Below are 26,904 nucleotides of genomic sequence, written 5' to 3'. Positions count from 1 at the left end.
GCATGGCTCAGGGCATCGTCAAGTGGTTCAACGCGGAGAAGGGGTACGGCTTCATCACCCCGGTCGGGGGAGGCCAGGACCTCTTCGTGCACTTCAGCGCCATCCAGTCGGACGGTTACCGGTCCCTMGAGGAAGGCCAGGACGTCGAGTTCGAGGTCGGCCAGGGCACCAAGGGACCGCAGGCCGAGCAGGTCCGCGGCATCTGACCCCGTGGTCCGCACGGGCCGTGCACCCCCCGGTGCGCGGCCCGTCGGCGCGTCAGGAGTCGAGCGCGTCGAGCGCGAGCAGCACGCACGCCGCGCTCCAGCCGAGCGGCGCCACGGCGGCGGGGGAGCCGTCGGCGAGCACCTTCTCCGGCAGCGACCCGGACGGGGTGCGATGGGAGTCGAGGAACGCGAGCCACCCGTCGGCGAGCTCGGCGTCGCCGTTCTCGGCCGCCACCCAGGCGTAGAGCGAGGTCTGCGGCGTCCAGGAGACCCCGTCGTCGCGCCACCCGGCGCCCGGCGCGAGCCCGTTCGCCGGCCGGGCCATCGTCGACGCCGACGCCCGCCACGAGTCCTCGACCCCCGGCACGGCGGTGGTCAGGAACGGCGGCATGAGGAAGGCGCTGGCGGCGTCCGCGTGGCCCCCGCTCGCGTACCGCGCGAAGCCGGTGGCGCCGAACGCGCGGATGACGGCGACCTTGGAGCGGATCGAGGCGTCGAACGCCGACTGCGCCAGCGCGTGGTCGCCGGCGAGGTCCAGGACGACGGCGGCCTGCTGCAGCCCGGCGACCAGCGGGGCGACCGTGCCGAGGGTCAGCGCGTCCTCGGGCACCTCCCAGTAGTCGGGTGACGCCGGCGGCAGACCGTCGCGCGCGACCAGCGCGATCGCGTGCCGGGCGGATCGCTGCACCAGGGGCAGGAGCCGCTCGGCCGCGTCCGCGCGCTCGTCGGCGTCGTCGACCTCGGCCAGCACGAGCCCGGAGGCCCACAGCGCCCAGCCGGTGCCGTCGGTCTGCACCCCCCGGTCGTCGGGCGGGCCGGAGCCGTCGGGCAGGTACCGGGCCTGGAACGACCCGTCGGGCGACTGGACGCGGTCGAGGAAGTCGAGGATCTCCAGCGCGTCGTCGACGTGCCCGGTACGCGCCAGGGCGACGGCGACGAACGACGCGTCCCGCGGCCACACGTACCGCCACTTCTCCGACCAGGCCGCCACGGCCGCGCCGTCGGGGAGCTGGAGCGCGTGCAGGTCGAGCAGCGCGGCCCGCGCCATGTCCTCGTACGGTCCGCCGACGCCCGGGACCGTGCCGTCGGCGAGCCACGCCCGCTGCTTGCTCGCGACGKAGGCGGCCGCCCGCACGGTCGCGCCGCGCTCGCCGGTCGTCGGCCCCGCGACGACGCGCGCGAGGGTCGACGCCGCGGGGTCGACGACGTGGGTGCCGGCCAGGAACGTCGCGTCGGTGCCGACCGCGAGCGGGACGCGCCGGCCGCCGGGCATCGTGGTGAGGCCCTCCAGGTACAGCGGGATGGTCGCGTAGACGGGGGCCGGCGGCGCGTCGACCACGACCGGCTCGGCGGTCGCGTCGGTGGCGAGCGCCCCGGTGGGTGCGGTCGTCACGAGCAGGACCGTCCCGGCGGCGACGAGCGCGGTGGCGGCGAGGGCGCCCGCACGGCGGCTGCGGCGGGCGTGGCGGGGGCGGTGCGCGTGCACGACCGGAACCGCGGCGTGGCTGCCGCGGTTCTCGACGTCCTCGTCGTGATCGTGCACACGCGCACGATAGTCGCGACGCGCACGGGCCGGACGCGGGTGCCGAGGATCACGCTCGGGAAGGGCCCGTCAGGACGCGCTCTGGGCGAACGCTGCTTGCACTCTCGGGGGTCGAGTGCTAACCATTGGACTTAGCACTCTCCGGTGGAGAGTGACAGAACCACCACGGCCGTCCGGTGAGGGCCGTCGCACGCGGGACAAGACCGCGGGTGACGTGCTCGTCCGTCGCGGGCACCCTCGGCCGACCCGAACCCAGTGAAGGATCACAGCCCCATGGCCAAGATCATTGCCTTCAACGAGGAGGCCCGCCGCGGCATCGAGCGGGGACTCAACATCCTCGCCGACACCGTCAAGGTCACCCTCGGCCCGAAGGGCCGCAACGTCGTCCTGGACAAGAAGTGGGGCGCCCCCACGATCACCAASGACGGCGTSTCCRTCGCCAAGGAGATCGACCTCGAGGACCCCTTCGAGAAGATCGGTGCGGAGCTCGTCAAGGAGGTCGCCAAGAAGACGGACGACGTCGCTGGCGACGGCACCACCACCGCCACCGTGCTCGCCCAGGCGCTCGTGCGCGAGGGCCTGCGCAACGTCGCGGCCGGCGCCAACCCGATCGCGCTGAAGAAGGGCATCGAGAAGGCCGTCGAGGCCGTCACCGCTGCCCTGCTCGCGCAGGCGAAGGACGTCGAGACCAAGGAGGAGATCGCCGCCACGGCCGCCATCTCCGCCGGCGACCAGGCGATCGGCGACCTGATCGCCGAGGCGCTCGACAAGGTCGGCAAGGAAGGCGTCATCACCGTCGAGGAGTCCAGCGCGCTGGGCCTCGAGCTCGAGCTCACCGAGGGCATGCGCTTCGACAAGGGCTTCCTGTCGGCGTACTTCGTGACCGACCCGGAGCGTCAGGAGGCCGTCCTCGAGGACGCGTACGTCCTGCTCGTCGAGTCGAAGATCTCGAACGTCAAGGACCTGCTGCCCCTCCTGGAGAAGGTCATCCAGGCCGGCAAGCCGCTGTTCATCGTCGCCGAGGACGTCGAGGGCGAGGCCCTGGCCACGCTCGTCGTCAACAAGATCCGTGGCCTGTTCAAGTCGGTCGCCGTCAAGGCTCCCGGCTTCGGCGACCGCCGCAAGGCGATGCTGCAGGACATGGCCATCCTCACCGGTGGCCAGGTCGTCTCCGAGACCGTCGGTCTCAAGCTCGACACGGTGGGCCTCGAGGTCCTCGGTACGGCGCGCAAGATCGTCGTCACCAAGGACGAGACCACCATCGTCGAGGGCTCCGGCGACGCCGCCCAGATCCAGGGCCGCGTCTCGCAGATCCGCGCCGAGATCGACAACTCCGACTCGGACTACGACCGCGAGAAGCTCCAGGAGCGCCTTGCCAAGCTCGCCGGTGGCGTCGCCGTCATCAAGGCGGGCGCGGCCACCGAGGTCGAGCTCAAGGAGCGCAAGCACCGCATCGAGGACGCCGTTCGCAACGCGAAGGCGGCCGTCGAGGAGGGCATCGTCGCCGGTGGTGGCGTGGCGCTCATCCAGGCCGGCAAGACGGCGTTCGAGGGCCTCAAGCTCGAGGGCGACGAGGCGACCGGTGCGCAGATCGTGAAGCTCGCGATCGAGGCCCCGCTCAAGCAGATCGCGATCAACGCCGGTCTCGAGGGTGGCGTCGTCGTCGAGAAGGTGCGCAACCTCCCCGTGGGTCACGGCCTCAACGCCGCGACCAACACGTACGAGGACCTGCTCGCCGCGGGCGTCAACGACCCGGTGAAGGTCACGCGTTCCGCGCTGCAGAACGCGGCGTCCATCGCCGCGCTCTTCCTCACCACCGAGGCCGTCGTGGCCGACAAGCCGGAGCGCAACCCCGCGCCGGCCGGTGGCGGCGGCGAGGACTTCGGCGGCGGGTTCTGATCCGCAGCTGATGCGCTGAGCAGCTACTGAGCGGGCCGGTCACCTTCGGGTGACCGGCCCGTTCGCCGTCCCGGCAGACCCCGCATCAGGCGCCACTCTCCACCCTCAACCTCCCCCACCCCCCTCCCAACACCGCAGCGCCGAAAACGTCACTTCCCCGCGAGAACGGCACTTTGAACTGCCGTTCTCGCGGAGAAATGACGTTCTCGGCGGCGGGCGATGGAGCTACTGGCGGTAGCTGGACAGGAAGTTGCCCATGCGCTCGATCGCCTCGGCCAGGACGCGGGCCTCCGGGAGCGTGACGATGCGCAGGTGGTCCGGGGTGGGCCAGTGGAAGCCGGTGCCCTGGACCAGCAGGATGTGCTCGCTGACGAGCAGGTCGTAGACGAGGCGCGCGTCGTCGCGGATCTCGTGCACCTCCGGGTCGAGGCGCGGGAACAGGTAGAGGGCGCCGTCGGGCCGGACGCAGTCGACGCCGGGGATCGAGGTCAGGCCGCGGTAGGCGACGTCGCGCTGCTCGTGCAGCCGGCCGCCGGGGGCGATCAGGGCCTCGATGCTCTGGATCCCGCCGAGGGCGGCCTGGACGGCGTGCTGGGCGGGGACGTTGGGGCACAGGCGCGTGGACGCCAGCAGGGTGATGCCCTCGAGGAACCCGGTCGCGTGCTCGCGGGGGCCGGTGACGACCATCCAGCCGGAGCGGTAGCCGGCCACGCGGTACGTCTTGGACAGGCCGTTGAACGTGAGGCACAGCAGGTCCGGCGCGACGGACGCCATGGGGATGTGCTCGGCGCCGTCGAACAGGATGCGGTCGTAGATCTCGTCGGAGAGCACCAGGAGGCTGTGCTCGCGGGCGATCGCGGCGATCCCCTCCAGGACGGTGCGTGAGTAGACCGCGCCGGTCGGGTTGTTCGGGTTGATGACGACGATCGCCTTGGTCCGAGGGGTCACCAGCGACCGGATGTTCTCCAGGTCGGGCTCCCAGCTGGCGGTCTCGTCGCAGCGGTAGTGCACGGGGACGCCGTCGGACAGGGACGTCATGGCGGTCCACAGCGGGTAGTCCGGCGACGGGATGAGCACCTCGTCGCCCTCGTCGAGGAGTGCCTGCATGACCATCGTGATCAGCTCGGAGACGCCGTTGCCCAGGTAGACGTCGTCGACGTCGATCTCGGGGAAGCCGGGCTCGGTCTCGTACCGGGTGACGACGGCGCGACGGGCGGACAGGATGCCGCGCGAGTCGGTGTACCCGTGCGCGTGGGGGATGGCCGCGATGACGTCGCGCACGATCTGGTGGGGGGCCTCGAACCCGAACGCGGCGGGGTTGCCGGTGTTCAGCCGCAGGATCGTGTGGCCCTCGGCCTCGAGGCGGACGACCTCGTCCAGGGCGGACCCGCGGATCTCGTAGAGCACGTTCTTGAGCTTCGACGACTGGTCCAGCGGACGGTGCAGCGGCATCTGTCGAGAGTATCCGGCGCTGTGACTCGACTTGTGACGGAACTGAGCCCGACCCGAAACAGACCGTTTACGCGGGCCGGTCCCTGCCCGAAACACCCCGTCCCTAGGTTCATCACCCATGGGCACAGGGATGTATACAGCGCGGGACACAGCGCGGTGTCGTGAGCTGCCCCAGCCCGAGTCCGGAACTGCCCCCGAGCTCCTCTTCAGCGAAAGGCCTCTCCGTTGACCAGATTCAGCACGCGCGCACTCGCCCTCCCGGCGGCTGCCCTGGCCGTCGCCCTCGGGGTGGCGGGCTGTGGCGCCCGCACGTCCGACGATCCCGAGGCCGGCGGCACCGCGTCGTCGACGTCCTGCGTCGACACCTCCGGCGACACCGTCAAGATCGGGTTCCTCAACTCCCTGTCCGGCACGATGGCCATCTCCGAGCAGACCGTCCGGGACTCCCTCGACCTGGCCGCCGAGGAGATCAACGCCGACGGCGGGGTCCTCGGCAAGCAGCTCGAGATCGTCGCCGAGGACGGCGCCTCCGAGCCGACGGTCTTCGCGGAGAAGGCCGAGAAGCTCATCTCGTCCGACTGCGTCGCCGCGGTGTTCGGCGGCTGGACGTCCTCGTCGCGCAAGGCCATGCTCCCCGTGTTCGAGGCCAAGGACTCCCTGCTGTTCTACCCGGTCCAGTACGAGGGCCTGGAGGCGTCGCCGAACATCTTCTACACGGGCGCGACGACCAACCAGCAGATCCTGCCCGGCATGGACTACCTCAAGGAGCAGGGCAAGTCGAAGATCTTCCTGGTCGGCTCCGACTACGTCTTCCCGCGCACGGCCAACAAGGAGATCGTCGCCTGGGCCGGCGCCAACGACGTGGAGATCGTCGGCGAGGAGTACGCCCCGCTGGGCCACACCGACTTCGCGACCATCGTGAACAAGCTCAAGGGCTCCGGCGCGGACGCGGTGTTCAACACCCTCAACGGTGACTCGAACGTCGCGTTCTTCAAGGAGTACAAGAACGTCGGCCTGGCCGCCGACACGCTCCCGGTCGTCTCGGTGTCCATCGCCGAGGAAGAGGTCGGTGGCATCGGCATCGACAACATCGTCGGCCAGCTCACCGCCTGGAACTACTACCAGACGGTCGACAGCCCCGAGAACACCACGTTCGTCGAGGCGTTCAAGGCCAAGTTCGGCGACGACCGCGTGACGTCGGACCCGATGGAGGCCGCGTACACGTCGCTGTACCTGTGGAAGCTGATGGTCGAGAAGGCCGAGTCGTTCGACGTCGCGGCGGTCCAGGAGGCGGCCGACGGCACCACGTTCGAGGCGCCCGAGGGCACCGTCACCGTGAACGGCGACAACCACCACATCGCGAAGACCGCACTCATCGGGAAGATCGGCCCCGACGGTCTCATCTACACCGAGTGGTCGTCGGACGGTCCCATCGAGCCGGACCCGTTCCTCGAGGGCTACGACTGGGCCGAGGGCCTGTCCTGACCTCCAGGTGACCCGGCGCCCCTCCACGGGCGCCGGGTCACCCCCATCTCCACAGGAAGGACGGGTCGGATGGACGCCCTCGTCTCACAGCTCTTCGCGGGCCTCAGCCTGGGGTCGGTGCTGCTGCTCGCGGCGCTCGGCCTGGCGCTGACGTTCGGTCAGATGGGCGTCATCAACATGGCGCACGGCGAGTTCATGATGGCGGGCGCGTACACCGCGTTCGTGGTGCAGGGCGTGATTGCCGACGCGGGCGTCTCCCTGCTGGTCTCGCTGGTCATCGGGTTCCTCGTCGGCGGCCTGCTCGGGCTGCTCCTGGAGGTCACGCTCATCTCCCGGATGTACAAGCGGCCGCTGGACACGCTCCTGGTCACGTTCGGCGTCGCCCTCGTGCTCCAGCAGCTGGCGCGCGACGTGTTCGGCGCCCCCAACGTGGACGTCCGCGCACCCGCCTGGCTGTCCGGCGCGGTCGACATCCTCGGCGTCGGGATCCCCAAGACGCGGCTGTTCATCCTCGCGCTCGCGCTGCTGTGCGTGCTGGCGCTGTCCCTCGTGCTCAAGCTCAGCCCGCTCGGCCGGCGCATCCGGGCCACCGTGCAGAACCGGGACCTGGCCGAGACGTCGGGCATCTCGACGCGCGCCACCGACCGGCTGACGTTCTTCGTCGGCTCCGGCGTGGCCGGGGTCGCGGGCGTCGCGCTCACCCTGCTCGGGTCGGTCGGTCCGACGCTGGGCACCAACTACATCGTCGACGCGTTCCTCGTCGTGGTCGTCGGCGGCATCGGGCAGCTCAAGGGCGCGGTGATCGCGGCGTTCGCGCTCGGGCTGCTCCAGGCGGGCTTCGAGTACTCGACGACGGCCAGCATCGCCAAGGTCCTGCTGTTTGTCGTCATCGTCGCGTTCCTGCAGGTCAGACCTCAGGGCCTCGTCTCGGTGCGCACGCGGAGCCTCGCATGAGCGGCCTCTTGACGAGTCGGCGGGTCCGCCTCTGGGGCGGCCTCGCGATCGCCGCCGCACTGCTCTTCGGGGTCGCCCCCGCGCTCCTGTCGGACTTCCGGCTCAACCTGCTGGCCAAGTTCTGCTGCCTCGCCATGGTCGCGGTCGGCATCGGCCTGGCCTGGGGGCGCGGCGGGATGCTCGTGCTCGGCCAGGGCGTGTTCTTCGGCCTCGGCGGCTACCTCATGGCGATGCACCTCAAGCTGTCCGACGCCGGCCCCGGCGGGGTTCCCGACTTCATGCTGCTCTACGGCGACGGCACGGTGCCCGCCTGGTGGGAGCCGTTCCGGGACCCCGTCGTCACCATCCTGGCGATCCTCGTCCTGCCCGCCCTCGTCGCCACCCTGCTCGGGCTCGCGGTGTTCAAGCGGCGGGTCCGGGGCGCCTACTTCGCGATCCTGTCGCAGGCGCTCGCGGCGGCGTTCGCCATCCTGCTCGTCGGCCAGCAGAAGGTCACCGGCGGGACCAACGGGCTCAACGGGTTCCAGTCGTTCTTCGGGTTCACGCTGTCGGACCCGGTGAACAAGCGGATGCTCTACTTCATCGCCGCGGGCGTGCTGCTGGCCATGGTCGCGATCGTGCGGCTGGTCATGAACTCCCGCTACGGCGAGCTGCTCGTGGCCGTGCGCGACCAGGAGAACCGCGTCCGGTTCCTCGGCTACGACCCCGCGATCGTCAAGACCGTCGCGTACGCGATCGCGGCGTGCTTCGCGGCCATCGGCGGCGCCCTGTTCACCCCCATCGTCGGGATCATCTCCCCGGCCGACGTCGGCGTGGTGCCGTCCATCGGGTTCCTGGTCGGTGTCGCGATCGGCGGCCGGGCCACCCTCCTCGGGCCGGTGCTCGGCGCGATCGGGGTGTCCTGGGCGGAGACCTCGCTCTCGGAGTCGTTCCCGTCGTTCTGGATCTACTTCCAGGGCGCGCTGTTCATCCTCGTCGTCGCGTTCCTGCCCAACGGGCTGGCGACGGTCGGTCGTCTGTTCCGTCGCCGGAAGAAGGAACCGGACCCTGTTCCGGTCCCMGAACCCGCCGCCCTCGAACCCACCGGGACACCCTCATGAGCGACGAGATGCCCACGACCGCCGCCCCCCTGATCGGCGAGGGGTCGCTGGACCCCGACGCGCTCGAGCAGGTGATCGCCGCCGACGACGCCCGGTTCAAGCACGACTACCTGGAGATCCGGGACCTGCGCGTGGTGTTCGACGGGTTCGTCGCCGTGGCGGGCGTCGACCTGACCGTGACGCAGGGCGACCTGCGGTTCCTCATCGGACCCAACGGCGCCGGCAAGACCACGATCGTCGACGCCATCACGGGGCTGGCGCCGGCCACCGGCTCGATCCGGTTCGGTGGGGTCGAGCTGGTGGGCAAGCCGTCGCACAAGGTGGCCCGCGCCGGGGTCGGTCGGACGTTCCAGACGGCCAGCGTGTTCGACGAGCTGACCGTGCTGCAGAACCTCGACATCGCGGCTGGCTCCCGTCGGAAGGCCCGCGTCATGCTGCGGCGGCGGAACGGGATCCCGGACGCGGTCGAGGCCGCGCTGGAGACCGTCGGCCTGACGCACGCGCGCGACTCGCTGGCCGGCGTCCTGGCGCACGGGCAGAAGCAGTGGCTGGAGATCGGGATGCTGCTGGTGCAGGACGCGCGGCTCCTGCTGCTCGACGAGCCTGTGGCGGGCATGAGCCAGGCCGAGCGGGAGGAGACCGGGCAGCTGCTCCAGCGGATCGGCGCGCAGCGCACGGTGGTCGTCGTCGAGCACGACATGGAGTTCCTGCGCAGCTTCGCCTMGTCGGTGACCGTGCTCCACCAGGGGTCTGTGCTCAGCGAGGGGACGGTCGCGCAGGTGCAGGCGGACCCGAAGGTGGTCGAGGTGTATCTGGGCCGCGGCGCGGGTGCACGAGGAACGAAGGGTGACGCGGATGCTTGAGCTGACCGGGGTCCACGTCGGCTACGGCCGCACGTCCGTGGTGCACGGGGTCGACATCGAGGTGGCCGACGGCGGCGTGACCGCGATCATGGGCCACAACGGTGCCGGCAAGACGACCCTGCTGCGCGCGGCCGTCGGGCTGCTTCCGGTGCGCAGCGGACGGGTGACCCTGTTCGGTGAGGACGTGTCGAAGCTCCGGCCGCACCAGCGCGTGCGCCGGGGGCTGGCCTACGTCCCCCAGGGCCAGCAGTCGTTCGGGCAGCTCACCGCGCGGGAGAACCTCCAGCTCGTGGCCGACGGTGCCGGGTCCGCGGGTGCCTCGCGGATAGCCGACGCGCTCGACCTGTTCCCTGCCCTGCGTGACCTGCTCGGCCGGCGCGCCGGGCTCCTGTCCGGCGGCCAGCGCCAGCAGCTCGCCATCGCGCGTGCCCTGCTGACCGGGCCGAAGGTGCTCATCCTCGACGAGCCCACCGAAGGCATCCAGCCGTCCGTCGTCCAGGAGATCGAGGACGCCATCGGCACGCTCAGCGCCGGGGGGCTGTCGGTGCTGCTGGTCGAGCAGCACGTCGKGTTCGCGCTCGGCGCGGCCGGGCAGTACTACGTGCTCGAGTCCGGGCGGGTGACGCAGTCGGGCGCTGGTGGCGCAGACCAGGAGGCCGACGTGCGCGCCGCGATGGCCCTATGACGTGGGAGGTCTACGCTTCGTGACCATGAGCACGGGTGGGACGACCGGGCTGTCCGAGGATCCGCGATCGCTGCGTGACGTGGTCTATCAGCAGCTGCGCGACGAGATCCTCAACGGACGCATCTCCCCGCGGGAACGGCTCACGGAGCCCAAGCTGGGCAAGCTCTTCGACGTGTCCCGCACCCCCGTCCGGGAGGCCCTGTCCCGGCTGCTGTCCGACGGGCTCGTGGAGCGGACCGACTTCGGGTACGCCGTCGTCGTGCCGAGCCTGGAGGACCTGCGCAACCTCTACGAGCTGCGGATCACCCTCGAGCTGCGCGGTATCGCGCGGGCCATCGAGAACCCGCAGGTCCGGCACGACGAGGAGCTCCTGCGCACGGAGCAGGAGAAGTGGGCAGAGCTCCGCGACGCCCCGCCCGAGCCCGACGCCAGCTTCGTGCTGTTCGACGAGGGGTTCCACCAGGTGCTGTCGCGGTCGTCGGGGAACACCCAGCTCACCGGCGCCCTGGTCACCGTGAACCAGAAGATCCGGGCCGTGCGCATGCACGACTTCGTAGAGACCGACCGCATCACCGCGACCATCGACGAGCACCTCGAGATCCTCACCCTCGTGCTCGCGCGGGAGCTGCCGTCGGCCCTGACCGCGCTGCACAAGCACGTGGGGGAGTCGCTCGAGGTCGTCATGGAGCGCGCGACGCAGTCGATGACCCGCATGGCGCTCGCAGGCTGACTAGCCCCATCCCGCAGCGTCCGAGCATCTGGTTGCCTGGGCGACCACTTCGTCGGACGTCCTGGTGAGGTGATCCGCAGCGTCCGAGCATCTGGTTGCCGGGGCGACCTCTTCCTCGGACGCATGCACCCGTCGGTGGCGACGTCCGCAGATTCGGTCGTCGGGACGTTCGGACGCTGGGTCCTGTCCGACGGGGGCGCTCGGGCGGGGGTTGGGCGGGGACTGCTGCGGCACAGGCAGGCGTAACGCACCGTTTACGCGAGCGCGCGGGGTGGGAAACACGGCCTCCGTAGCGTGCCGGATACCGGGGTGTATACATCCCGCGCCGGGCGGCCCAGACGACGAGCCCGGCCCACGCACGACCGCATCCGGGGGACGCCGTGTTCGACACCCTGCTCGTGGCCAACCGCGGCGAGATCGCCGTCCGCATCCTGCGCACCGCGCGCGAGCTCGGCCTCAAGACCGTCGCCGTGTACTCCGACGCCGACGCCGCAGCCCCGCACGTGCGGCTGGCCGACGTCGCCGTGCGGCTCGGTCCCTCCGCCGCGAGCGAGAGCTACCTGCGGCCCGAGCTCGTGCTGCACGCGGCGGCGGAGACCGGCGCCGGCGCCATCCACCCCGGGTACGGGTTCCTGTCCGAGAACGCGCAGTTCGCCCGCGAGGTCGAGGCGGCGGGCATCGCGTTCGTCGGGCCGACGGCCGCGCACCTGTCGGTGTTCGGCGACAAGCACCAGGCGCGCGAGGCGGCCCAGGCGGCGGGTGTCCCGCTGGTGGCCGGCAGCGGGCTGCTGGAGTCCGTCGAGGAGGCGCTCGCGGCCGCGTCCGTCGTCGGCTACCCCGTCATGGTCAAGGCCGTCGGCGGCGGTGGGGGCATCGGGATGCAGGCGTGTGCCGACGCCGACGAGCTGGTGGCGGCGTTCGACCGCGTGCAGCGGCTCGCGGCGGCGAGCTTCGGCAGCGCCGGGGTGTTCCTGGAGCGGTTCGTGTCCCGCGCGCGGCACCTGGAGGTGCAGGTGTTCGGTGACGGTGCCGGTCGCGTGGTGAGCCTGGGCGACCGCGACTGCTCGTTGCAGCGGCGCAACCAGAAGGTCGTCGAGGAGGCCCCGGCTCCCGCGCTTCCCGACGACGTCCGCGCGATGCTCCACGAGTCCGCCCGGGCGCTCACCGCCTCGGTGTCCTACCGGTCGGCCGGCACGGTCGAGTACGTGTACGACGTCGACCGCGGCGAGGCGTCGTTCCTCGAGGTCAACACCCGCCTGCAGGTCGAGCACCCCGTGACCGAGGCCGTGACGCGCGTCGACCTGGTGGCCTGGATGCTCCAGCTGGCGCAGGGCGACTCGTCGTTCCTCGACGAGGTTCCCGACGAGGGACCCGCCATCGAGGGGCACGCCGTCGAGGTGCGCGTGTACGCCGAGGACCCCCGCAAGGACTACCAGCCCAGCGCGGGGCTGCTCACCGAGGTCGTCTACCCCGAGGACCCGAGCGTCCGCGTCGACGCGTGGGCCGAGACCGGGCAGCAGGTGACCAGCCACTACGACCCGATGCTCGCCAAGGTCATCGTGCACGCGACGGGCCGCACCGAGGCGTTCGCGGCGTCGCGCCGGGCGCTCGCGGCCACCCGGTTCACCGGGGTGCAGACGAACCTCCCGCTGCTGCGCGAGGCCGTCGCCCTGCCCGACGTGCTCGCCGCGACGCACACCACCGGGACGCTCTCGGGCGTCACCGACGACGAGCCCTACATCGACGTCGTCCGCCCGGGCGTGATGACGACCGTGCAGGACTGGCCGGGCCGCCTCGGGTTCTGGGACGTCGGCATCTCCCCGTCGGGGCCGATGGACGACCTCTCGTTCCGCCTCGGCAACCGCGCGCTGGGCAACGCCGAGGGCGCTCCCGGGCTGGAGTGCACGCTGACCGGACCGCGCCTGCGGTTCAGCCACGAGACGGTCGTCTGCGTGACGGGTGCACCCGCGCCGGTGACCGTCGACGGTGCTGCAGTGCCGCAGTGGGAGCCCGTGACCGTGCCCGCCGGGGGAGTCCTCGATGTCGGCGCACCGCACGACGCCGGGCTGCGCACCTACGTCCTGCTGCGCGGCGGACTGGACGTCCCGCTCTACCTCGGGTCGGCGTCGACCTTCTCGATGGGTGGCTTCGGCGGGTACACCGGCCGCGCGCTCGTCGTCGGCGACACCCTGGTGCCCGGCGTCCCGCTCGGCCCGCCGCCGGTCGCGGTGCCCGAGGACGTGCGCCCGCAGCTGGTCCACGAGTGGGAGGTCGCGGTCCAGGAGGGACCGCAGCCGGCGCCGTCGTACTTCACGCCCGCGGACATGGAGATGTTCTACGCCGCGACGTGGCAGGTGCAGACGCACGCCAACCGCACCGGCATCCGGCTGACCGGACCGAAGCCGCAGTGGGCCCGGCCGGACGGCGGCGAGGCGGGGCTGCACCCGTCGAACCTGCACGACAACCCGTACTCCGTCGGCGCGCTCAACGTCTCCGGCGACACCCCGATCCTGCTCGGCCCCGACGGTCCGAGCCTCGGCGGGTTCGCCTGCCCGCTGACCGTCGTCGTCGGCCACCGCTGGAAGATGGGCCAGATCCGCCCCGGTGACACCGTGCGGCTGGTGCCGGTGCCCGACGCGACCGCCGACGCCCTGCGCACCGACGACGCCCTGCGCGCGTCGTCGCACCTCGGCCCGGACGTGCTCACCGGCCCCGACGGCGACGACGGCGTGCTCGCCCGGGTCGCCGGCACGCCCGACGTCGTCTACCTGCGCGGCGGCGACGACAACGTGCTCGTCGAGTACGGCCCGATGGTGCTCGATCTCGGACTGCGGATGCGGGTGCACGCCCTGGGTGAGGCGCTGAAGGGCACCCGCGGCGTCATCGACATCACGCCCGGTGTCCGCAGCCTGCACGTGCACGTCGACCCGGCGGTCATCTCCGTGCGCGCGCTCGTCGACGTGCTGGTGGGCCTGGAGGCGTCGTTGCCCGCCACCGAGGACCTCGTGGTGCCGAGCCGACGTATCCACCTGCCGCTCTCGTTCGACGACCCCGTGATCGCCGAGGCCGTCGCGCGCTACCAGGCCGGGGTCCGCCCGGACGCGCCCTGGCTGCCGTCGAACATCGAGTTCGTCCGACGCATCAACGGCCTGCCGTCCACCGACGACGTGTTCGACACGATGATGGCCGCCGAGTACCTGGTGCTCGGCCTCGGCGACGTCTACCTCGGCGCCCCGCTGGCCGTCCCGCTCGACCCCCGGCACCGGCTGATGACCACCAAGTACAATCCGGCCCGCACCTGGACCGCCGCGGACACCGTCGGCCTCGGCGGCCAGTACCTGTGCGTCTACGGCATGGACTCGCCCGGCGGCTACCAGCTGGTCGGCCGCACCGTGCCCATCTGGTCCGGGCACCGGCAGCGCGGGGTGTTCGAACCCGGCAAGCCCTGGCTGCTCCGGTTCTTCGACCGCGTCGTCTGGCGCCCCGTCTCCGCCGACGAGCTGCTCGCCCAGCGCGACGCCTTCGCGTCCGGACGCCTGGACGTCGAGGTCGAGCACGGCACGTTCTCCTACCGCGAGCACCTCGACATGCTGGCCGAGCACGCCGACGACATCGCCGAGTTCCAGTACCGGCAGGCCGCCGCCTTCGCCGACGAGCGCGCCGCCTGGGCGCTCGCGGGCGAGCTCGACTCCGCCGACKAGGCGGAACCCGCACACGCGGGCGACCTGGGCTCCGGTCCGGGCGAGATCGAGCTGCTCGACGGCTGCATCCTGGTCGAGGCGCCGATGGTCGGGAGCGTCTGGCGGATCGAGGCGCAGGCCGGCGAGCAGGTCCGGGAGGGTGACCTGCTGATCGCGCTCGAGGCCATGAAGCTCGAGCTCGGCGTCACCGCGCCGGCCGACGGCACCGTCCTGAAGGTCCTCGTCGAACCGGGGCAGCACGTCGCACCCGGCGCGCCGCTGGCGATCCTGGCGGTGGGCGCGTGAACCGGGCGACGATGAGCGACGTGACGAGCAAGGACGGCGTGACCGGTGAGGCGATGATCCCGACGATGCCCGACGCGGGTGACGACCTGGTGGCCGGTGCTCCGGTGAGTGCCTCGTCGCCCACCTCCGTCGGTGTCGCGGAGACCCGCGTGAGTCGCGCCTACGCCCGGATCGCCGAGGTCGACCGACCCGAGGTCTGGATCACCCTCCTGCCCGAGGCCTCGGCGATCGCCGCCGCCCGGGAGGTCGACGCCCGGCTCGCCGCCGGGGCGGTGCTCCCGTTGGCAGGGCTGACCCTCGCCGTGAAGGACAACGTCGACGTCGCCGGGCTGCCGACGACGGCCGCGTGCCCGTCGTTCGCCACCGACCCCGCGGGCCGACCCGGGCCGGCTCCGGTCAGCGCGCCGGCTGTCCAGGCGCTGGTCGACGCCGGGGCCGTGGTCCTCGGCAAGACCAACCTCGACCAGTTCGCCACAGGGCTCGTCGGCGTCCGCAGCCCGTTCGGCGCGGTCCGGCACGCCACGCTCCCGGAGCGTGTCTCCGGCGGGTCCAGCTCCGGGTCGGCGGTCGCCGTCGCCCTCGGCATCGCGGACATCGGCATCGGCACCGACACGGCCGGCTCCGGTCGCGTCCCGGCGGCGTTCGGGGCGCTCGTCGGCATCAAGACGACCCTCGGCCTCGTCCCGACCACCGGCGTCGTCCCCGCCTGCCGCAACTACGACGTCGTCACGACCTTCACGCGCGACCTCGACCTCGGGGTCGCCGCCACCCGCACGATGATCGGCGCCGACCCGACGGACCCCGCCGGCCGGTCCTGGCCCGTCGACGTGCGCGTCGGGCTGCGGTCCGTCCCCGTCGTCGCGGTGCCACGTGACGAGGACCTCGGGCTGCTCTCGCCCGGGTGGCGCACGGCGTTCGACACCGCGGTGCAGGCCGTCCGTGCGACGGGTGCGCAGGTCAGGACGGTCGACATCTCCGGCATGCTCGACGCTGCGCGGCTGCTCTACGACGGCGCGATCGTCGCCGAGCGGTACGAGGCCGTCGGCGCGTTCCTCGCCGGAGCCGCCGACGCCGACCCCACGGTCCGCTCGATCATCCTCGCGGGTCGCGACACCACCGCCCACGAGTACGTCGCCGACCGCGCACGGCTGGCGGTCGCCAAGGTCGAGGCTGCCGCGGTCCTGGACGGCTGCGACCTGCTCCTGTTGCCGACCACCACCGAGCACCCGACGATCTCCGCCGTCCAGGCCGACCCGGTGGCGATCAACCGCCGGCTGGGCACCTACACGAACTTCGTGAACCTCCTCGACATGGCGGCCGTCGCGGTCCCCGCCGGGGAGGCCGACGGCGGCCCGTTCGGGATCACCGTCCTGTCCCGCGCGTTCGACGACCAGCTGGCCCTCGACCTCGCAGCCCGCCTGCTCCGGGCGCAGCCCGACGCAACGACCGTGCACGCCGACGAGCCGGCCGACTCCGACCTCCTGCTCGTCGAGGCGGGAGTCGACGTCCTCGTCGTCGGCGCCCACCTGCGCGGGCAGCCGCTCAACGGCCAGCTCGACGAGCTCGGTGCACGGTTCCTCCGCGAGGTCCGGACGTCCGACGCGTACCGCCTGGTCGCGCTCGACACCCAGCCCCGCAAGCCAGGGCTGGTGCGCGTCGGCCCGGGTGGGGGCGCTCCGATCGCCGGCGAGGTCTGGCGGCTCTCGCCCGGTGCGCTCGGCCGGTTGCTCGCCGACCTGCCCGCCCCGATGTCGCTGGGCCAGGTGGAGCTCGCCGACGGCACCTGGGTGGTCGGCTTCGGCTGCACGGCCGAGTCGGGGGCCGCGGGGGCCGACATCACCTCGACGGGCGGCTGGGTGGCGGCGTTGCGGCAGGGGCTCTGAGTACCGGGTCGGACAGCCCGACGGGCACGACTGGGTGTCGTGCCCTGAGACGTCGGCCTGTGGTTTCCACCAGACTCGAGCCATGATCACGCTCCCCACTGGCGCCCACGGGTACGACGAGGCGAGACGGGACGTCGCCTGCACCGGACACGTCGTCGACCGGATCGCCATGGCTCGGTGGTGACGGCGACGCCGCTCATCGGCAGCGCGGCCGTCACGGTGCCCGTCACCGTCCAGACGCGCACGGCACTGTCCCCCGACGACGCCTTTCGCATCATCCTGCCGATCGACCTCTCACTCGTGTTCACCGGGTGGGGTCCCTTTCCCGCGGTGCGCGGAGTGAGCAACCAGACCGGCGCGTGGGACGCGGCGGGTCAGTCCCGCAGCCCCGCCCTCAGCGACGGCAGCACGGCGAGCGAACAGCTCACCGAGTGCACCGCGCCGCACTCGTTCGCGTACGAGCTCACAGGGTTCACCAACGCCGTCAGGCACCTGGTCTCCGGTGTCCGCGGCGAGTGGACGTTCACACCCGACGGCGATGGCACGGTGATCCGGTGGACGTACGAGTTCGCACCGCTCCCGCGCAGGCACGTCGTGGTGCGCTACGTCGTCGCACCCCTGTGGCGCCGCTACATGATCCGTGGCGTCAAGAGCTCCGCCCGGGTGGCTGAAGAGATCGCGCAGCGCACCTAGGGCGTGCCTCCCACCTCCGTGACGGCACGACCTGCGGGTCGGCGCCGTCACGAGCCCGGGACGAGAGCGGCGGCGGGCCGGACCCGCGCGCCTACCGGCGCCGCACGCGGTCCCGCGCAGGCACCCGCAGTCCTGAGGCCCGCAGCCGGCGGATCAGCTCCTTGGCGCTCACCAGCTCCGCGCCGAGCGCGACCAGCTCCTCGATCCGCTGGTCCGGCACGTCGTAGTGGTCCCGGTCGAACCCGCGCTCCGGGATCCCCGCCCGGGCGGCGAACGCGTGCAGCTCCTCCAGCGAGGAGTCGCTGATTAGGTGCCCCCAGAGCATGCCGTGGTTCGGCCACATCGGGGGGTCCACGAGCACGGTCACCGCCCGAGCGTAGGCACGCCGACGCCCGGCTACACGGTGAACAGGCGGGAGGCCTGTGTCTCGGCCTCGGCGTACGTCTGAGCGGCCGACTGCATGGCCGCGACGATCTGCCCGAGCGACGCGTCGAGCCGGGTCTCGGTGGCGGTCCAGTCGGCGAGCACCCCGGTGAACGCCGTGGCGGCCGCGCCGCGCCACGATCCCTGCAGCTCGGCGAGCTGCCGGTGCATCGCCGCGACCTCGCTGCGGATCGTGCCGGCGCGCGCCTGCACGCTCGCCGCCGCCGCCGCGACCTGCGCACTGTCGACCTCGTACCTGCTCATGGGACCTCCGTCGCTGGGGCCGGGTGGTCCCGGCTGATGTCCGAGGACGCTAGGGGGAGCGGCGGTGGGCGCGACCACCGGACGGTCGCGCGGTGGACGGCCGGCACGCGTCGGAAGGCTGTGGGCGGCTCGGGGTCCGCTACGGTGCGCGCGTGACGATCAGGCGACGAGGGGCGGTCTGGCGGGGTACCGAGGCCGCTGATCTGGACACCTATCTCGGCGAGTACGCGGCGGGCGGCTACCCGGTCTCGGTCACGGTCCACCCCGTGTGCGGGTCGTGYGGTGAGGCGCTCGGGTTCCACGTGCTCGTCGACGACGACGAGGGCGCAGCGGCGCGCGCCTGCCCGGGCTGCGGGGACGAGGTCGACATGCTCGACACCGCGGACCACGTCGAGGACTGCGAGTTCGGTGAGGCGACCTGTCCGTGCGGCGGGGACCTGTTCGACGTCGCGGTCGGCTACTCGCTCCTGGACGACGGCGAGGTCAGGTGGGTGAGCGTCGCCCTGCGCTGTCACGCGGACGGTCGGCTCGGCGTCTACACCGACTGGAAGATCGACTACGTGCCGTCCCGTCACCTGCTCGACGCGGCCTGACGGCGGCCCGGAACCGTCAGGTGCGGGCGGCGTTCGACCCCTCGTCGGCGTTCCCGCGTGAGGTGTTCGTCGCGGCGGCCTCGGCGGCGGCCGCGTCGATGCCGCGCAGCTCCTTCTCCAGCCGCTGCAGCTCGCCCGACAGGTTCTGCCGCGCGGGCTCCTCCCACGCCGACCCGAGCGGGCTGACGAAGAGCGACGGCCGGGCGAGGAGCTTGTGGATGATGCGGACGCGTGCGCGCACGTAGTCCTCGAGCGGCAGGTGCGCGTACTCGGTGCGGATGTCCTGCACGTACGCCTTGTACTTCTGCGGCTCGGTGGCGAGCATCGCGAGGTCGGCGTCGCACAGCACCGCGCAGTCGAAGTCCGAGGGGTTCGGGGCGTGCCGGACGAGGGCGACGACGAGGTCGTGGACGCGCTGGGCGCGGGCCTCGGGGACGCCGAGCGCGATCAGCTCGTCGAAGGCGAGGCGTGCGCTGGCGATCTCGTCCTCGCCGCCGCGGTTGGCGTAGGCCTTGCGGTCGGCGGCGTCGAAGATCGCGCCGTGGTACCAGGCCGCGAGCCGCACGACGTCGGGCTGGTGGGTCTCCTCGACCAGCTCGTCGACGCGGATGAGCACGTCGACCAGGTGCTTCAGGTTGTGGAACGAGCGCCCGGGCGAGCCCCAGCGGTCCACGAGCGCCTGACCGGCGTCGCGGATCTGCTCGGTCGGGGCGGTGGCACCGGCCCCGACTGCGCTGCGCACGAACGCGGACAACAACCACTGCGGTGCGTCATGGACGCCCATGGATCAGCCTTACTCCGACGGCAGGAACCCGCCATGGTAGCCCTCAGGCCTGAGGGTCGTGGGCCGGAACGGGGAGTGCGATCTGGACGGTCGTCCCGCCCCCGGGTGTCTGCGCGAGACGCACCGTGCCGTCGTGCGCGTCGACGATCGCGGCGACGATCGCCATGCCCAGGCCGGCGCCACCGGAGTCGCGTCCGCGGCTGGCGTCGACCCGGTAGAACCGCTCGAACACCCGCGCGGCGTGCTCCGGGTCGATCCCGGGACCGTGGTCGCGCACCTCGATCGCCCCCTCGCCGGAGGGCAGGTACCCGACGGCGATCTCGACGGGGGTGCCGGGCGGCGTGTGCTGGACGGCGTTCCCGACGAGGTTCGCCAGCACCTGACGCAGTCGCGACTCCTGGCCGACGACGATGCACGGGCCGGACGGGACGCCGTCCACGAGGGGGACCAGCCGGGTGGCACGGGACGGGTCGAGGGCGTGCAGGTCGCTGACCGCGTCGGCGGCGAGCACGGTGAGGTCGACGGGAGCGGTGCTCATCGGACGGCCCTCGTCGAGCCGCGCCAGCGCGAGCAGGTCCTCGACGAGCGCGCCCATGCGGGTGGCGGACTGCTCGATGCGGCGCATCGTGTCGTCGACCTGGTCGGTCGTGGTGAGCGCCCCCATCCGGTACAGCTCGCCGTAGCCGCGGATGGTGGCCAGCGGGGTGCGCAGCTCGTGCGAGGCGTCGGCGACGAACCGGCGCATGCGGGCCTCGGACGCGGTCTGCGCGCCGAACGCCTGCTCGATCTGCGCGAGCATCCCGTTCAGCGCGGCGGACAGCCGGCCGACCTCGGTGTGCTCGGACGCGGCGGGCACGCGCTGGGACAGGTCGCCGTCGGCGATCGCGGCGGCGGTGGTCTCGATCTCGCGCAGCGGCTTCAGGGACCGGCGGACCGCCCAGGTGCCGGCGGCGGCGCCGAGGAGCACGATGCCCAGGCCGCTGAGGAGCAGGACGAGGCTCATGTGCCGGACGGTGCGCTCGATGTCTCCCAGAGGGAGGGCCACGACGATCGAGCCGGCCGGCGTGCCGTCCCCGGTGTAGATCGGGTAGGCGACGGCCCGCCAGGTGGAGCCGGGGCGCGTGGAGTCGACCGTGAACGGCTCGCCCTCGCTGGCCTCGAGCTGCGCGGTGGTCAGGTCGGGGACCGTGGGGGTGCCGTACCGGTCGGCCGCGGACGGGGAGATGGTCTCCTGGTCGACGGAGCCGACCTCGAGACGCACGTAGTAGTCGCTCGGCGTCATGCTGCTGCCGAAGCCGCGGCTGAGGGAGTTCACCGTGCTCTCGGCCAGCTCCGAGCCCTCGGTCTGGAGCTTGGTGTCGACCTGCCCGACGAGCGTGCCCCAGAGCAGCGCGGCGCTGATCGCCCCCGCCAGCACGAGGCCGACGGCCAGCAGCACCGTGACGATGCCGACGAGCCGGGAGACGAGCGTCGTGCCCGCCCACCAGCCGCGGAGCGCACCGACGCGGCGGGGGGCGGGCTGGTCCTCCTCGACGGTGACCTCAGCCGTCACGACGACTCGCGCAGCAGGTAGCCCACCCCGCGCTTGGTGTGGATGAGCGGGGGCAGGCGCCGGCCGTCGGGGTCGTCGAGGTGGTCGATCTTGCGCCGGAGGTAGGAGATGTAGGACTCGACGATGTTCGCGTCGCCGCCCCAGTCGTACTGCCAGACGTGGTCGAGGATCTGCGACTTCGACAGCACGCGGCCGGGGTTGAGCATGAGGTAGCGCAGGAGCTTGAACTCGGTGGGGGACAGGTCGACGGGGTGACCGGCGCGGACGACCTCGTGGGAGTCCTCGTCGAGCTCCAGGTCGGCGTACCGCAGCACGCTGCTGTCGTCGTCGAGACCCGGCCGGGTCCTGCGCAGGACCGCACGGATCCGGGCCACCACCTCTTCGAGGCTGAACGGCTTGGTGACGTAGTCGTCGCCGCCGACGGTGAGGCCCTGGACCTTGTCGGCGGTGTCGTCGCGCGCGGTGAGGAAGAGCACGGGGACGTGCTGGCCCTTCTCCCGCAGCCGCCGGGTGACGGTGAACCCGTCCATGTCGGGGAGCATCACGTCGAGCACCACGAGGTCCGGCTCGACCTCGCGCGCGAGGCGCAGCGCGGAGCCCCCGTCGGCGGCGGCGTAGACCTCGAAGCCGGCGAAGCGCAGGGAGGTCGCCAGGAGCTCGCGGATGTTCGGCTCGTCGTCGACGACGAGCAGACGCGCCTCGGGCGTGCCGGACGGGTGGGAGGTCGACATGGGTCGAGTGTCCACCTGGACACTGGGAGTTCGCTGGATGAATGCCGGACGGCGACGCGTCGTGACGCGCACGCGTGACAGATTTCACCTGGCCGCAAATATGGACGACTGACCTGCAAGGTGACAGATCGGTCCGCCGTTCCTTGTCAACCGACCTCCCGGCGGGGGTACCGTCTCCGCGTGACCACCCCCCTGCACGGCGACCGTCGCCCGGTCGTCACCGTCATCCAGAGCTCTCCCGACGTCCCCCTCGACCGCTTCGGCGAGTGGCTCGGCGACGTCGAGCTGCGCATCGTCGCGGCGTTCGCCGGTGAGAGCGTCCCCGTCGCGGGCGAGGTCGGCGACGGCCTCGTCGTCCTCGGCGGACACATGTCGACGTACGACGACGCAGGAGCGCCGTGGCTGCCGGAGCTGCGCGCGCTGCTCGCCGACGCGAGCACCCAGGGCGTCCCCACGCTCGGCATCTGCCTCGGCGCCCAGCTGCTCGCCGCCGCGCGCGGTGGACGCGTGCAGATCGCGGCCCCTCCCGGGCGCGAGTCCGGGATCGTCGACGTGCGCTGGCGCCCCGAGGCCGCCGGCGACGCCGTCGTCGGCGCGGTCGCCGCGCTCGCGGACAGCCGCCACAGCACCCCCCAGCCGAGCATGCACGCGGACGCCGTCGTCGACCTGCCCCGCGGCGCGGTCTGGCTGGCCTCGTCTGCCATGTACCCGTACCAGGCGTTCCGCATCGGCTCGGCGTGGGGCGTGCAGTTCCACCCCGAGGCGGGCGCGGAGACCCTGCGCGGCTGGGCCGACAGCCACGACGACGTCGACACCGACGCCGTGCTGGCCGCCTACGCCGCCCGCGAGGACGAGGTCGTAGCCGTCGGTCGCGCGCTGGCCGAGTCGTTCGCGGCCCACGTGCGCGCGAGCGCCGACGAGCCCGAGGCCGTCTCCGTCTGACGCACGCACGAGAGCGCCCGTCCCCTGTCGCAGGGAACGGGCGCTCTCGTCATGTCAGGAGGGTTCGGCCGCGGGGTCGAGCCCCAGGTCCTCCGCGTCCACGATCGAGTACGCGTACCCCTGCTCGGCCAGGAACCGCTGCCGGTGGGCGGCGAAGTCCTGGTCGACGGTGTCCCGCGCGACGACGGTGTAGAAGTGCGCGGTCCGCCCGTCACCCTTGGGGCGCATGATCCGGCCGAGCCGCTGCGCCTCCTCCTGGCGGGAGCCGAACGAGCCGGACACCTGGATGGCGACGGACGCCTCGGGCAGGTCGATCGAGAAGTTGGCGACCTTGGAGACGACGAGCTTGGTGATCTCCCCGGACCGGAACGCGTCGAACAGCCGCTGGCGCTCGTGCACGGTCGTCTCGCCGGTGATGAGGTCCGCGTCCAGGTGCTCCGCGAGCGTGTGCAGCTGGTCCAGGTACTGACCGATCACGAGCGTCGGGTCGCCCTCGTGCTTGGCGACGAGCTGCTCCACCACCCGGTTCTTCCCGCGAGCGGTCGCGGCCAGCCGGTACCGCTCCTCCGGCTCGGCGGTCGCGTAGGCCATGCGGTCGGCGTCGGGGAGCGTGAGGCGGACCTCGACGCAGTCCGCCGGCGCGATGTACCCCTGGGCCTCGATGTCCTTCCAGGGCGCGTCGAACCGCTTGGGGCCGATGAGGCTGAACACCTCGTCCTCGCGGCCGTCCTCGCGCACCAGGGTCGCGGTCAGGCCGAGCCGTCGCCGCGCCTGCAGGTCCGCGGTCATGCGGAAGATCGGCGCCGGGAGCAGGTGGACCTCGTCGTAGACCACGAGGCCCCAGTCGCGCGCGTCGAGCAGCTCGAGGTGCGTGTAGACGCCCTTCCGCTTGGTCGTCAGCACCTGGTAGGTCGCGATGGTGACCGGTCGGATCTCCTTGCGCGCACCGGAGTACTCGCCGATCTCGTCCTCGGTGAGCGACGTGCGCTTGACCAGCTCGTCGCGCCACTGCCGGGCGCTGACGGTGTTGGTCACCAGGATCAGGGTCGTCGTCGACGAGCGCGCCATCGCCCCCGCACCGACCAGCGTCTTGCCGGCGCCACAGGGCAGGACCACGACGCCGGAGCCGCCGTGGAAGAAGCCGTCGACGGCCTGCTGCTGGTACGGGCGCAGCGCCCAGCCGTCCTCGAGCAGGTCGATCTGGTGCGCCTCGCCGTTGACGTACCCGGCGAGGTCCTCCGCGGGCCAGCCCAGCTTGAGCAGCACCTGCTTGAGGTGGCCGCGCTCGGACGGGTGGACGATGACGTCGGTCGCGTCGATGCGCGCGCCGAGCAGGCCGGCGGTGCGCTTGGAGCGGACCACCTCGACCAGCACCGCCGGGTCCAGCGCGTGCAGGATCAGGCCGTGCACCGGGTCCTGGATGAGCTGCAGGCGGCCGTAGCGGGACATCGTGTCGGCGACGTCGACCAGCAGGGCGTGCGGCACGGGGTAGCGCGAGTACTCGAGCAGGACGTCGACCACCTGCTCGGCGTCGTGACCCGCGGCGCGCGCGTTCCACAGGCCGAGCGGCGTCAGCCGGTACGTGTGCACGTGCTCCGGGGCGCGCTCCAGCTCCGCGAACGGGGCGATCGCGCGACGGCAGGCCTCCGCCTGGTCATGGTCGACCTCGAGCAGGAGCGTCTTGTCGCTCTGCACGATGAGGGGGCCGTTGGTCACGAAGTCTCCTGATGCTCGTCTGACGGTGTCGCACGGGTGACGGTGGCGATCCGGTGCACCGCCACGGTCAGCTCGGACTCCCGAGCGGTGTCGATGGCCCGCAACCGGCCACCCTCGACCCGCAGGGGTCGCAGCAGCCGCCGCTGCGGGACGCCGTGCGAGCCGACCAGCTCGACCCACACCTCGGCCTTCTCGGCCGCCGCCTCACGCAGGAGCACCAACGCGTCGACGGGGTCGGCTGTTCCCGCGCTCGGCGCCGGCGCGCTCGCCGCGGCCGGGGCACGACGCGTCGGCGGCGGCAGGATCGTGCCCGGCACCCGCTCGGCCTCGTCGGCCTTGCGCTCCGCCTCCGCCCGCCGCAGCTGCGGCACCAGCGCGAGCAGCCGGTCGTCGGTGGCGGCCTCCCGCGTGCCCGGGGGAGTCGCGTCGGACGCCCGGCGCCGGGCACCCGCGGTGGCGCGACGGCCGACCCGCCGGATCGACGACACCACGTGCACGACCTGCCCGTCGGGCCCCTCCGCGACGGGCGCGAGGCCGTGGGTGCGCAGGGCCTCGACCAGCTCCCGTGCCGGTGCCTGCGCCGCCAGCACGGTCGGCGCGAGCCGGATCAGACCGAGCGCCGCGAGCCGCGGGTCCTCGACCAGCCCCGCCAGCAGCGACGGGTCGTCGGCGCGGACGTAGCCCGAGGCCGACCCGACGCGCAGCCGACCGTGGCGGCGTGCGGCGTCGCGCACCAGGTACTCGAGCGGCTGCGGCACGCCCGCGCGGCTGTGCGCGGCCAGCTCCGCGAGCAGCCCGTCGGCGGTGGAGCCCACGTCGAGGGCGCGGCGGACGGACTCCGGCGTGAACCGGACCGTGAGCGCGCCGCCGCGGGACTCGATGTGGGCGGTCCGGTCCAGCAGGTCCTCCAGCTCGGGGCTGGGGCGCCCGGGGACGACGCCCGTGAGGTCTCCCTGGAGCAGGATCTCGTCCACCGCCGGCGGCAGGGCGGCGGCGAGCGCGTCGGCCGGGTCCGCGGCGACGGCGCCGACCAGCGGCGCGGTCTCCAGGAGCAGGGCGCGGCCCGCGTCGGACAGGGCGCCCGCGCCGAGGATGCCGAGGCGGCCGGCCTCGAGGAGCATCGCGTGGACGGCGGCGGGCGGTGGCACGGACCGCGGGCTCCGCCAGCGCAGCACCGCGACGACGTGCGCGGCGTCCAGGGCGGTCCCCGGCGGGGTCTCCGCGAGCACGTCGAGCACGGCCCGACGCAGTCGCGGTGCCCAGGTGCGCTGCAGCTCGGGGTCCAGCGCCGCGCGCACCCCGCCGCGGTCGTCGCGGCTGCCGACGAGCCACGGCGTGCGGATCGTCGAGCGCCACGTCCGGGCCAGGGCCGCCCAGCGGTCGGGCACGTCGCGCACGGCCCACTCGTCGACCGCGACCGTCGGGGCGAACGACGGGCTGTCCTCGCCGTCGTCGGCCACGAACGCCGCAGCACCGGCGAGCTCGATGACGAAGGCCGCCTCCGCCTCGTCCGTCTCCAGCGCGGCGGCGACCCGCCGCAGCTCGCGCACGCCCAGGCCGCCGCCGCGCAGGACACCGGGCGGGGTGTGCTCCCAGAGGCGGACCAGCCGGGCGACGAGGAGCACGATCCGCTCGCCCGCGGCCGCCGACTCCGCAGCGACCAGCGCGTGGCTGCGGTGCGGGACGTCGTCGGGGAGCGGCGGCGGGAACGCGGGGGCCAGGTGGGTGCGTCCACCGCGCAGCGCCAGGGCGACCGCGCGGGGCAGGACGACGTGGCGCGAGTCGCCGGGCAGGAGCAGCTGACGCCGGACCAGCCAGTCGACGGCCGCGGCGGCCGCGGTGTTGTTGGACGGTGCGAGGCCGATCGGCGGACCCCACAGCAGGGCGTCCAGCACCGGCTGCGCACCGGTGGGTGCCGTGGCGAGCAGGGCCGGCAGGTCGTCGAGGTCGACCGGCTCCGGCGGGGTGCCGCGGCGGATGCCCGCGTCGGCCGACGCCAGGCCCGCCGGGTAGGGCCCCAGGATCTCGGCGAGGCCGGGCGACGGCAGCAGCGGTGCGTCGGCGGCGTCGGAGTCCGGGTAGACGAGGGTGCCGACGACCGCGAGCCGCAGCGCGCGCTCGACCAGCTCGACCCCGGCCTCGTCGGTCGCGCCGACCGCTCCGGGCAGGTCCGCCGCGGTCACCGGGCCGGGGTCCGAGAGCGCGACGACCGCCTCCAGGACCTGCAGCACGCTCGCGTCGACACCGGCGAGCGCGCGCTCGAGGCTGGACCGGCTCGTGGCGCGGACCGCGAGCGACGACAGGGTCGCGGGCGACGGTGACGCCAGGTCCGGTCGGCTGCGCAGGAGCGCGACGAGCTCGTCGTCGCTCCGTTCGCGCAGGTAACCGGTGAACGTGGGCATCCGCACAACCCTACGCGG

At 72.8% G+C, this 26,904-nt stretch carries 22 protein-coding genes; 13 read left to right on the top strand and 9 right to left on the bottom strand.

Annotated elements, in window-relative coordinates:
- Positions 1-2: 2 nt before the first annotated feature.
- Positions 3-206 carry a cold-shock protein gene (locus tag ACXJKF_RS05385; RefSeq protein WP_456786703.1) on the top strand — a complete coding sequence of 68 codons (204 nt, stop codon included), beginning with the start codon at positions 3-5 and terminating at the stop codon, positions 204-206.
- A gap of 52 nt (positions 207-258) precedes the next feature.
- Here the strand turns inward: ACXJKF_RS05385 and ACXJKF_RS05380 are convergent, their stop codons facing one another.
- Positions 259-1,749: a glycoside hydrolase family 15 gene (locus ACXJKF_RS05380; protein ID WP_456786702.1), complete on the bottom strand. Its 1,491-nt coding sequence runs from the start codon at positions 1,747-1,749 to the stop codon at positions 259-261.
- A gap of 273 nt (positions 1,750-2,022) precedes the next feature.
- Here ACXJKF_RS05380 and groL point away from each other — a divergent pair, with 273 nt between their 5' ends.
- A complete protein-coding gene (gene groL, locus ACXJKF_RS05375) occupies positions 2,023-3,648 on the top strand; it encodes a chaperonin GroEL (protein ID WP_456786701.1) in 1,626 nt (541 codons plus the stop codon).
- Positions 3,649-3,873: 225 nt separating this feature from the next.
- Here groL and ACXJKF_RS05370 read toward each other — a convergent pair whose 3' ends face one another.
- Positions 3,874-5,100: a pyridoxal phosphate-dependent aminotransferase gene (locus ACXJKF_RS05370; protein WP_456786700.1), complete on the bottom strand. Its 1,227-nt coding sequence runs from the start codon at positions 5,098-5,100 to the stop codon at positions 3,874-3,876.
- 225 nt (positions 5,101-5,325) lie between these two features.
- Here ACXJKF_RS05370 and urtA point away from each other — a divergent pair, with 225 nt between their 5' ends.
- From urtA to ACXJKF_RS05325, 9 genes are all read left to right on the top strand, one after another.
- Positions 5,326-6,585, top strand: coding sequence for an urea ABC transporter substrate-binding protein (gene urtA, locus ACXJKF_RS05365; protein ID WP_456786699.1), 1,260 nt, complete (start codon positions 5,326-5,328; stop codon positions 6,583-6,585).
- Between the two features lie 69 nt (positions 6,586-6,654).
- Entirely contained in the window at positions 6,655-7,539 is an 885-nt protein-coding gene (urtB, locus tag ACXJKF_RS05360; RefSeq protein WP_456786698.1) for an urea ABC transporter permease subunit UrtB, read from the top strand.
- Positions 7,536-8,639, top strand: coding sequence for an urea ABC transporter permease subunit UrtC (gene urtC / locus ACXJKF_RS05355; protein WP_456786697.1), 1,104 nt, complete (start codon positions 7,536-7,538; stop codon positions 8,637-8,639). The genes urtB and urtC overlap by 4 nt, the downstream gene beginning before the upstream one ends.
- Positions 8,636-9,502, top strand: coding sequence for an urea ABC transporter ATP-binding protein UrtD (gene urtD / locus ACXJKF_RS05350; RefSeq protein WP_456786696.1), 867 nt, complete (start codon positions 8,636-8,638; stop codon positions 9,500-9,502). Before urtC ends, urtD begins: the two co-directional genes overlap by 4 nt.
- Positions 9,495-10,187: an urea ABC transporter ATP-binding subunit UrtE gene (gene urtE, locus ACXJKF_RS05345; protein WP_456786695.1), complete on the top strand. Its 693-nt coding sequence runs from the start codon at positions 9,495-9,497 to the stop codon at positions 10,185-10,187. The genes urtD and urtE overlap by 8 nt, the downstream gene beginning before the upstream one ends.
- Positions 10,188-10,212: 25 nt before the next feature.
- The gene (locus ACXJKF_RS05340) at positions 10,213-10,917 is read left to right on the top strand and encodes a GntR family transcriptional regulator (protein WP_456786694.1); all 705 of its coding nucleotides are present in this window, start codon (positions 10,213-10,215) and stop codon (positions 10,915-10,917) included.
- Between the two features lie 380 nt (positions 10,918-11,297).
- Positions 11,298-14,903, top strand: coding sequence for an urea carboxylase (gene uca, locus ACXJKF_RS05335; protein WP_456786693.1), 3,606 nt, complete (start codon positions 11,298-11,300; stop codon positions 14,901-14,903).
- Between the two features lie 20 nt (positions 14,904-14,923).
- Positions 14,924-16,786: an allophanate hydrolase gene (atzF, locus tag ACXJKF_RS05330; protein WP_456786692.1), complete on the top strand. Its 1,863-nt coding sequence runs from the start codon at positions 14,924-14,926 to the stop codon at positions 16,784-16,786.
- A gap of 180 nt (positions 16,787-16,966) precedes the next feature.
- On the top strand, positions 16,967-17,479 hold the full coding sequence (locus tag ACXJKF_RS05325) for an SRPBCC family protein (protein WP_456786691.1): 513 nt from the start codon (positions 16,967-16,969) through the stop codon (positions 17,477-17,479).
- A 91-nt stretch (positions 17,480-17,570) separates the two neighbouring features.
- Here the strand turns inward: ACXJKF_RS05325 and ACXJKF_RS05320 are convergent, their stop codons facing one another.
- Together ACXJKF_RS05320 and ACXJKF_RS05315 are read right to left on the bottom strand one after the other, a co-directional pair.
- Positions 17,571-17,846: a DUF4031 domain-containing protein gene (locus ACXJKF_RS05320; RefSeq protein WP_456786690.1), complete on the bottom strand. Its 276-nt coding sequence runs from the start codon at positions 17,844-17,846 to the stop codon at positions 17,571-17,573.
- Positions 17,847-17,875: 29 nt separating this feature from the next.
- A complete protein-coding gene (locus ACXJKF_RS05315) occupies positions 17,876-18,166 on the bottom strand; it encodes a WXG100 family type VII secretion target (protein ID WP_456786689.1) in 291 nt (96 codons plus the stop codon).
- 152 nt (positions 18,167-18,318) lie between these two features.
- Between ACXJKF_RS05315 and ACXJKF_RS05310 the strand changes: the two genes are divergently transcribed.
- Complete coding sequence (locus tag ACXJKF_RS05310) at positions 18,319-18,759, top strand: hypothetical protein (RefSeq protein ID WP_456786688.1); 441 nt, start codon at positions 18,319-18,321, stop codon at positions 18,757-18,759.
- Between the two features lie 16 nt (positions 18,760-18,775).
- On the opposite strand, the gene ACXJKF_RS05305 is transcribed toward ACXJKF_RS05310, so the two are convergent.
- The 3 genes from ACXJKF_RS05305 to ACXJKF_RS05295 are packed head-to-tail and all read right to left on the bottom strand — an operon-like array spanning position 18,776 to position 21,826.
- Complete coding sequence (locus ACXJKF_RS05305; RefSeq protein WP_456786687.1) at positions 18,776-19,543, bottom strand: HD domain-containing protein; 768 nt, start codon at positions 19,541-19,543, stop codon at positions 18,776-18,778.
- A gap of 43 nt (positions 19,544-19,586) precedes the next feature.
- On the bottom strand, positions 19,587-21,095 hold the full coding sequence (locus ACXJKF_RS05300) for a sensor histidine kinase (protein WP_456786686.1): 1,509 nt from the start codon (positions 21,093-21,095) through the stop codon (positions 19,587-19,589).
- Positions 21,092-21,826 carry a response regulator transcription factor gene (locus tag ACXJKF_RS05295; RefSeq protein WP_456786685.1) on the bottom strand — a complete coding sequence of 245 codons (735 nt, stop codon included), beginning with the start codon at positions 21,824-21,826 and terminating at the stop codon, positions 21,092-21,094. Before ACXJKF_RS05295 ends, ACXJKF_RS05300 begins: the two co-directional genes overlap by 4 nt.
- A 180-nt stretch (positions 21,827-22,006) precedes the next feature.
- Here ACXJKF_RS05295 and ACXJKF_RS05290 point away from each other — a divergent pair, with 180 nt between their 5' ends.
- The gene (locus tag ACXJKF_RS05290) at positions 22,007-22,768 is read left to right on the top strand and encodes a type 1 glutamine amidotransferase (protein WP_456786684.1); all 762 of its coding nucleotides are present in this window, start codon (positions 22,007-22,009) and stop codon (positions 22,766-22,768) included.
- 54 nt (positions 22,769-22,822) lie between these two features.
- Here ACXJKF_RS05290 and ACXJKF_RS05285 read toward each other — a convergent pair whose 3' ends face one another.
- Together ACXJKF_RS05285 and ACXJKF_RS05280 are read right to left on the bottom strand one after the other, a co-directional pair.
- A complete protein-coding gene (locus ACXJKF_RS05285) occupies positions 22,823-24,484 on the bottom strand; it encodes a DNA repair helicase XPB (RefSeq protein ID WP_456786683.1) in 1,662 nt (553 codons plus the stop codon).
- Positions 24,481-26,886, bottom strand: coding sequence for a helicase-associated domain-containing protein (locus tag ACXJKF_RS05280; RefSeq protein WP_456786682.1), 2,406 nt, complete (start codon positions 26,884-26,886; stop codon positions 24,481-24,483). The genes ACXJKF_RS05285 and ACXJKF_RS05280 overlap by 4 nt, the downstream gene beginning before the upstream one ends.
- Positions 26,887-26,904: the final 18 nt, after the last annotated feature.

The organism is Cellulomonas sp. P5_C5, assembly GCF_054049655.1.
The sequence above is the reverse complement of the archived record's forward strand: the minus strand, read 5'-3'. Positions and strand labels throughout refer to the sequence as shown.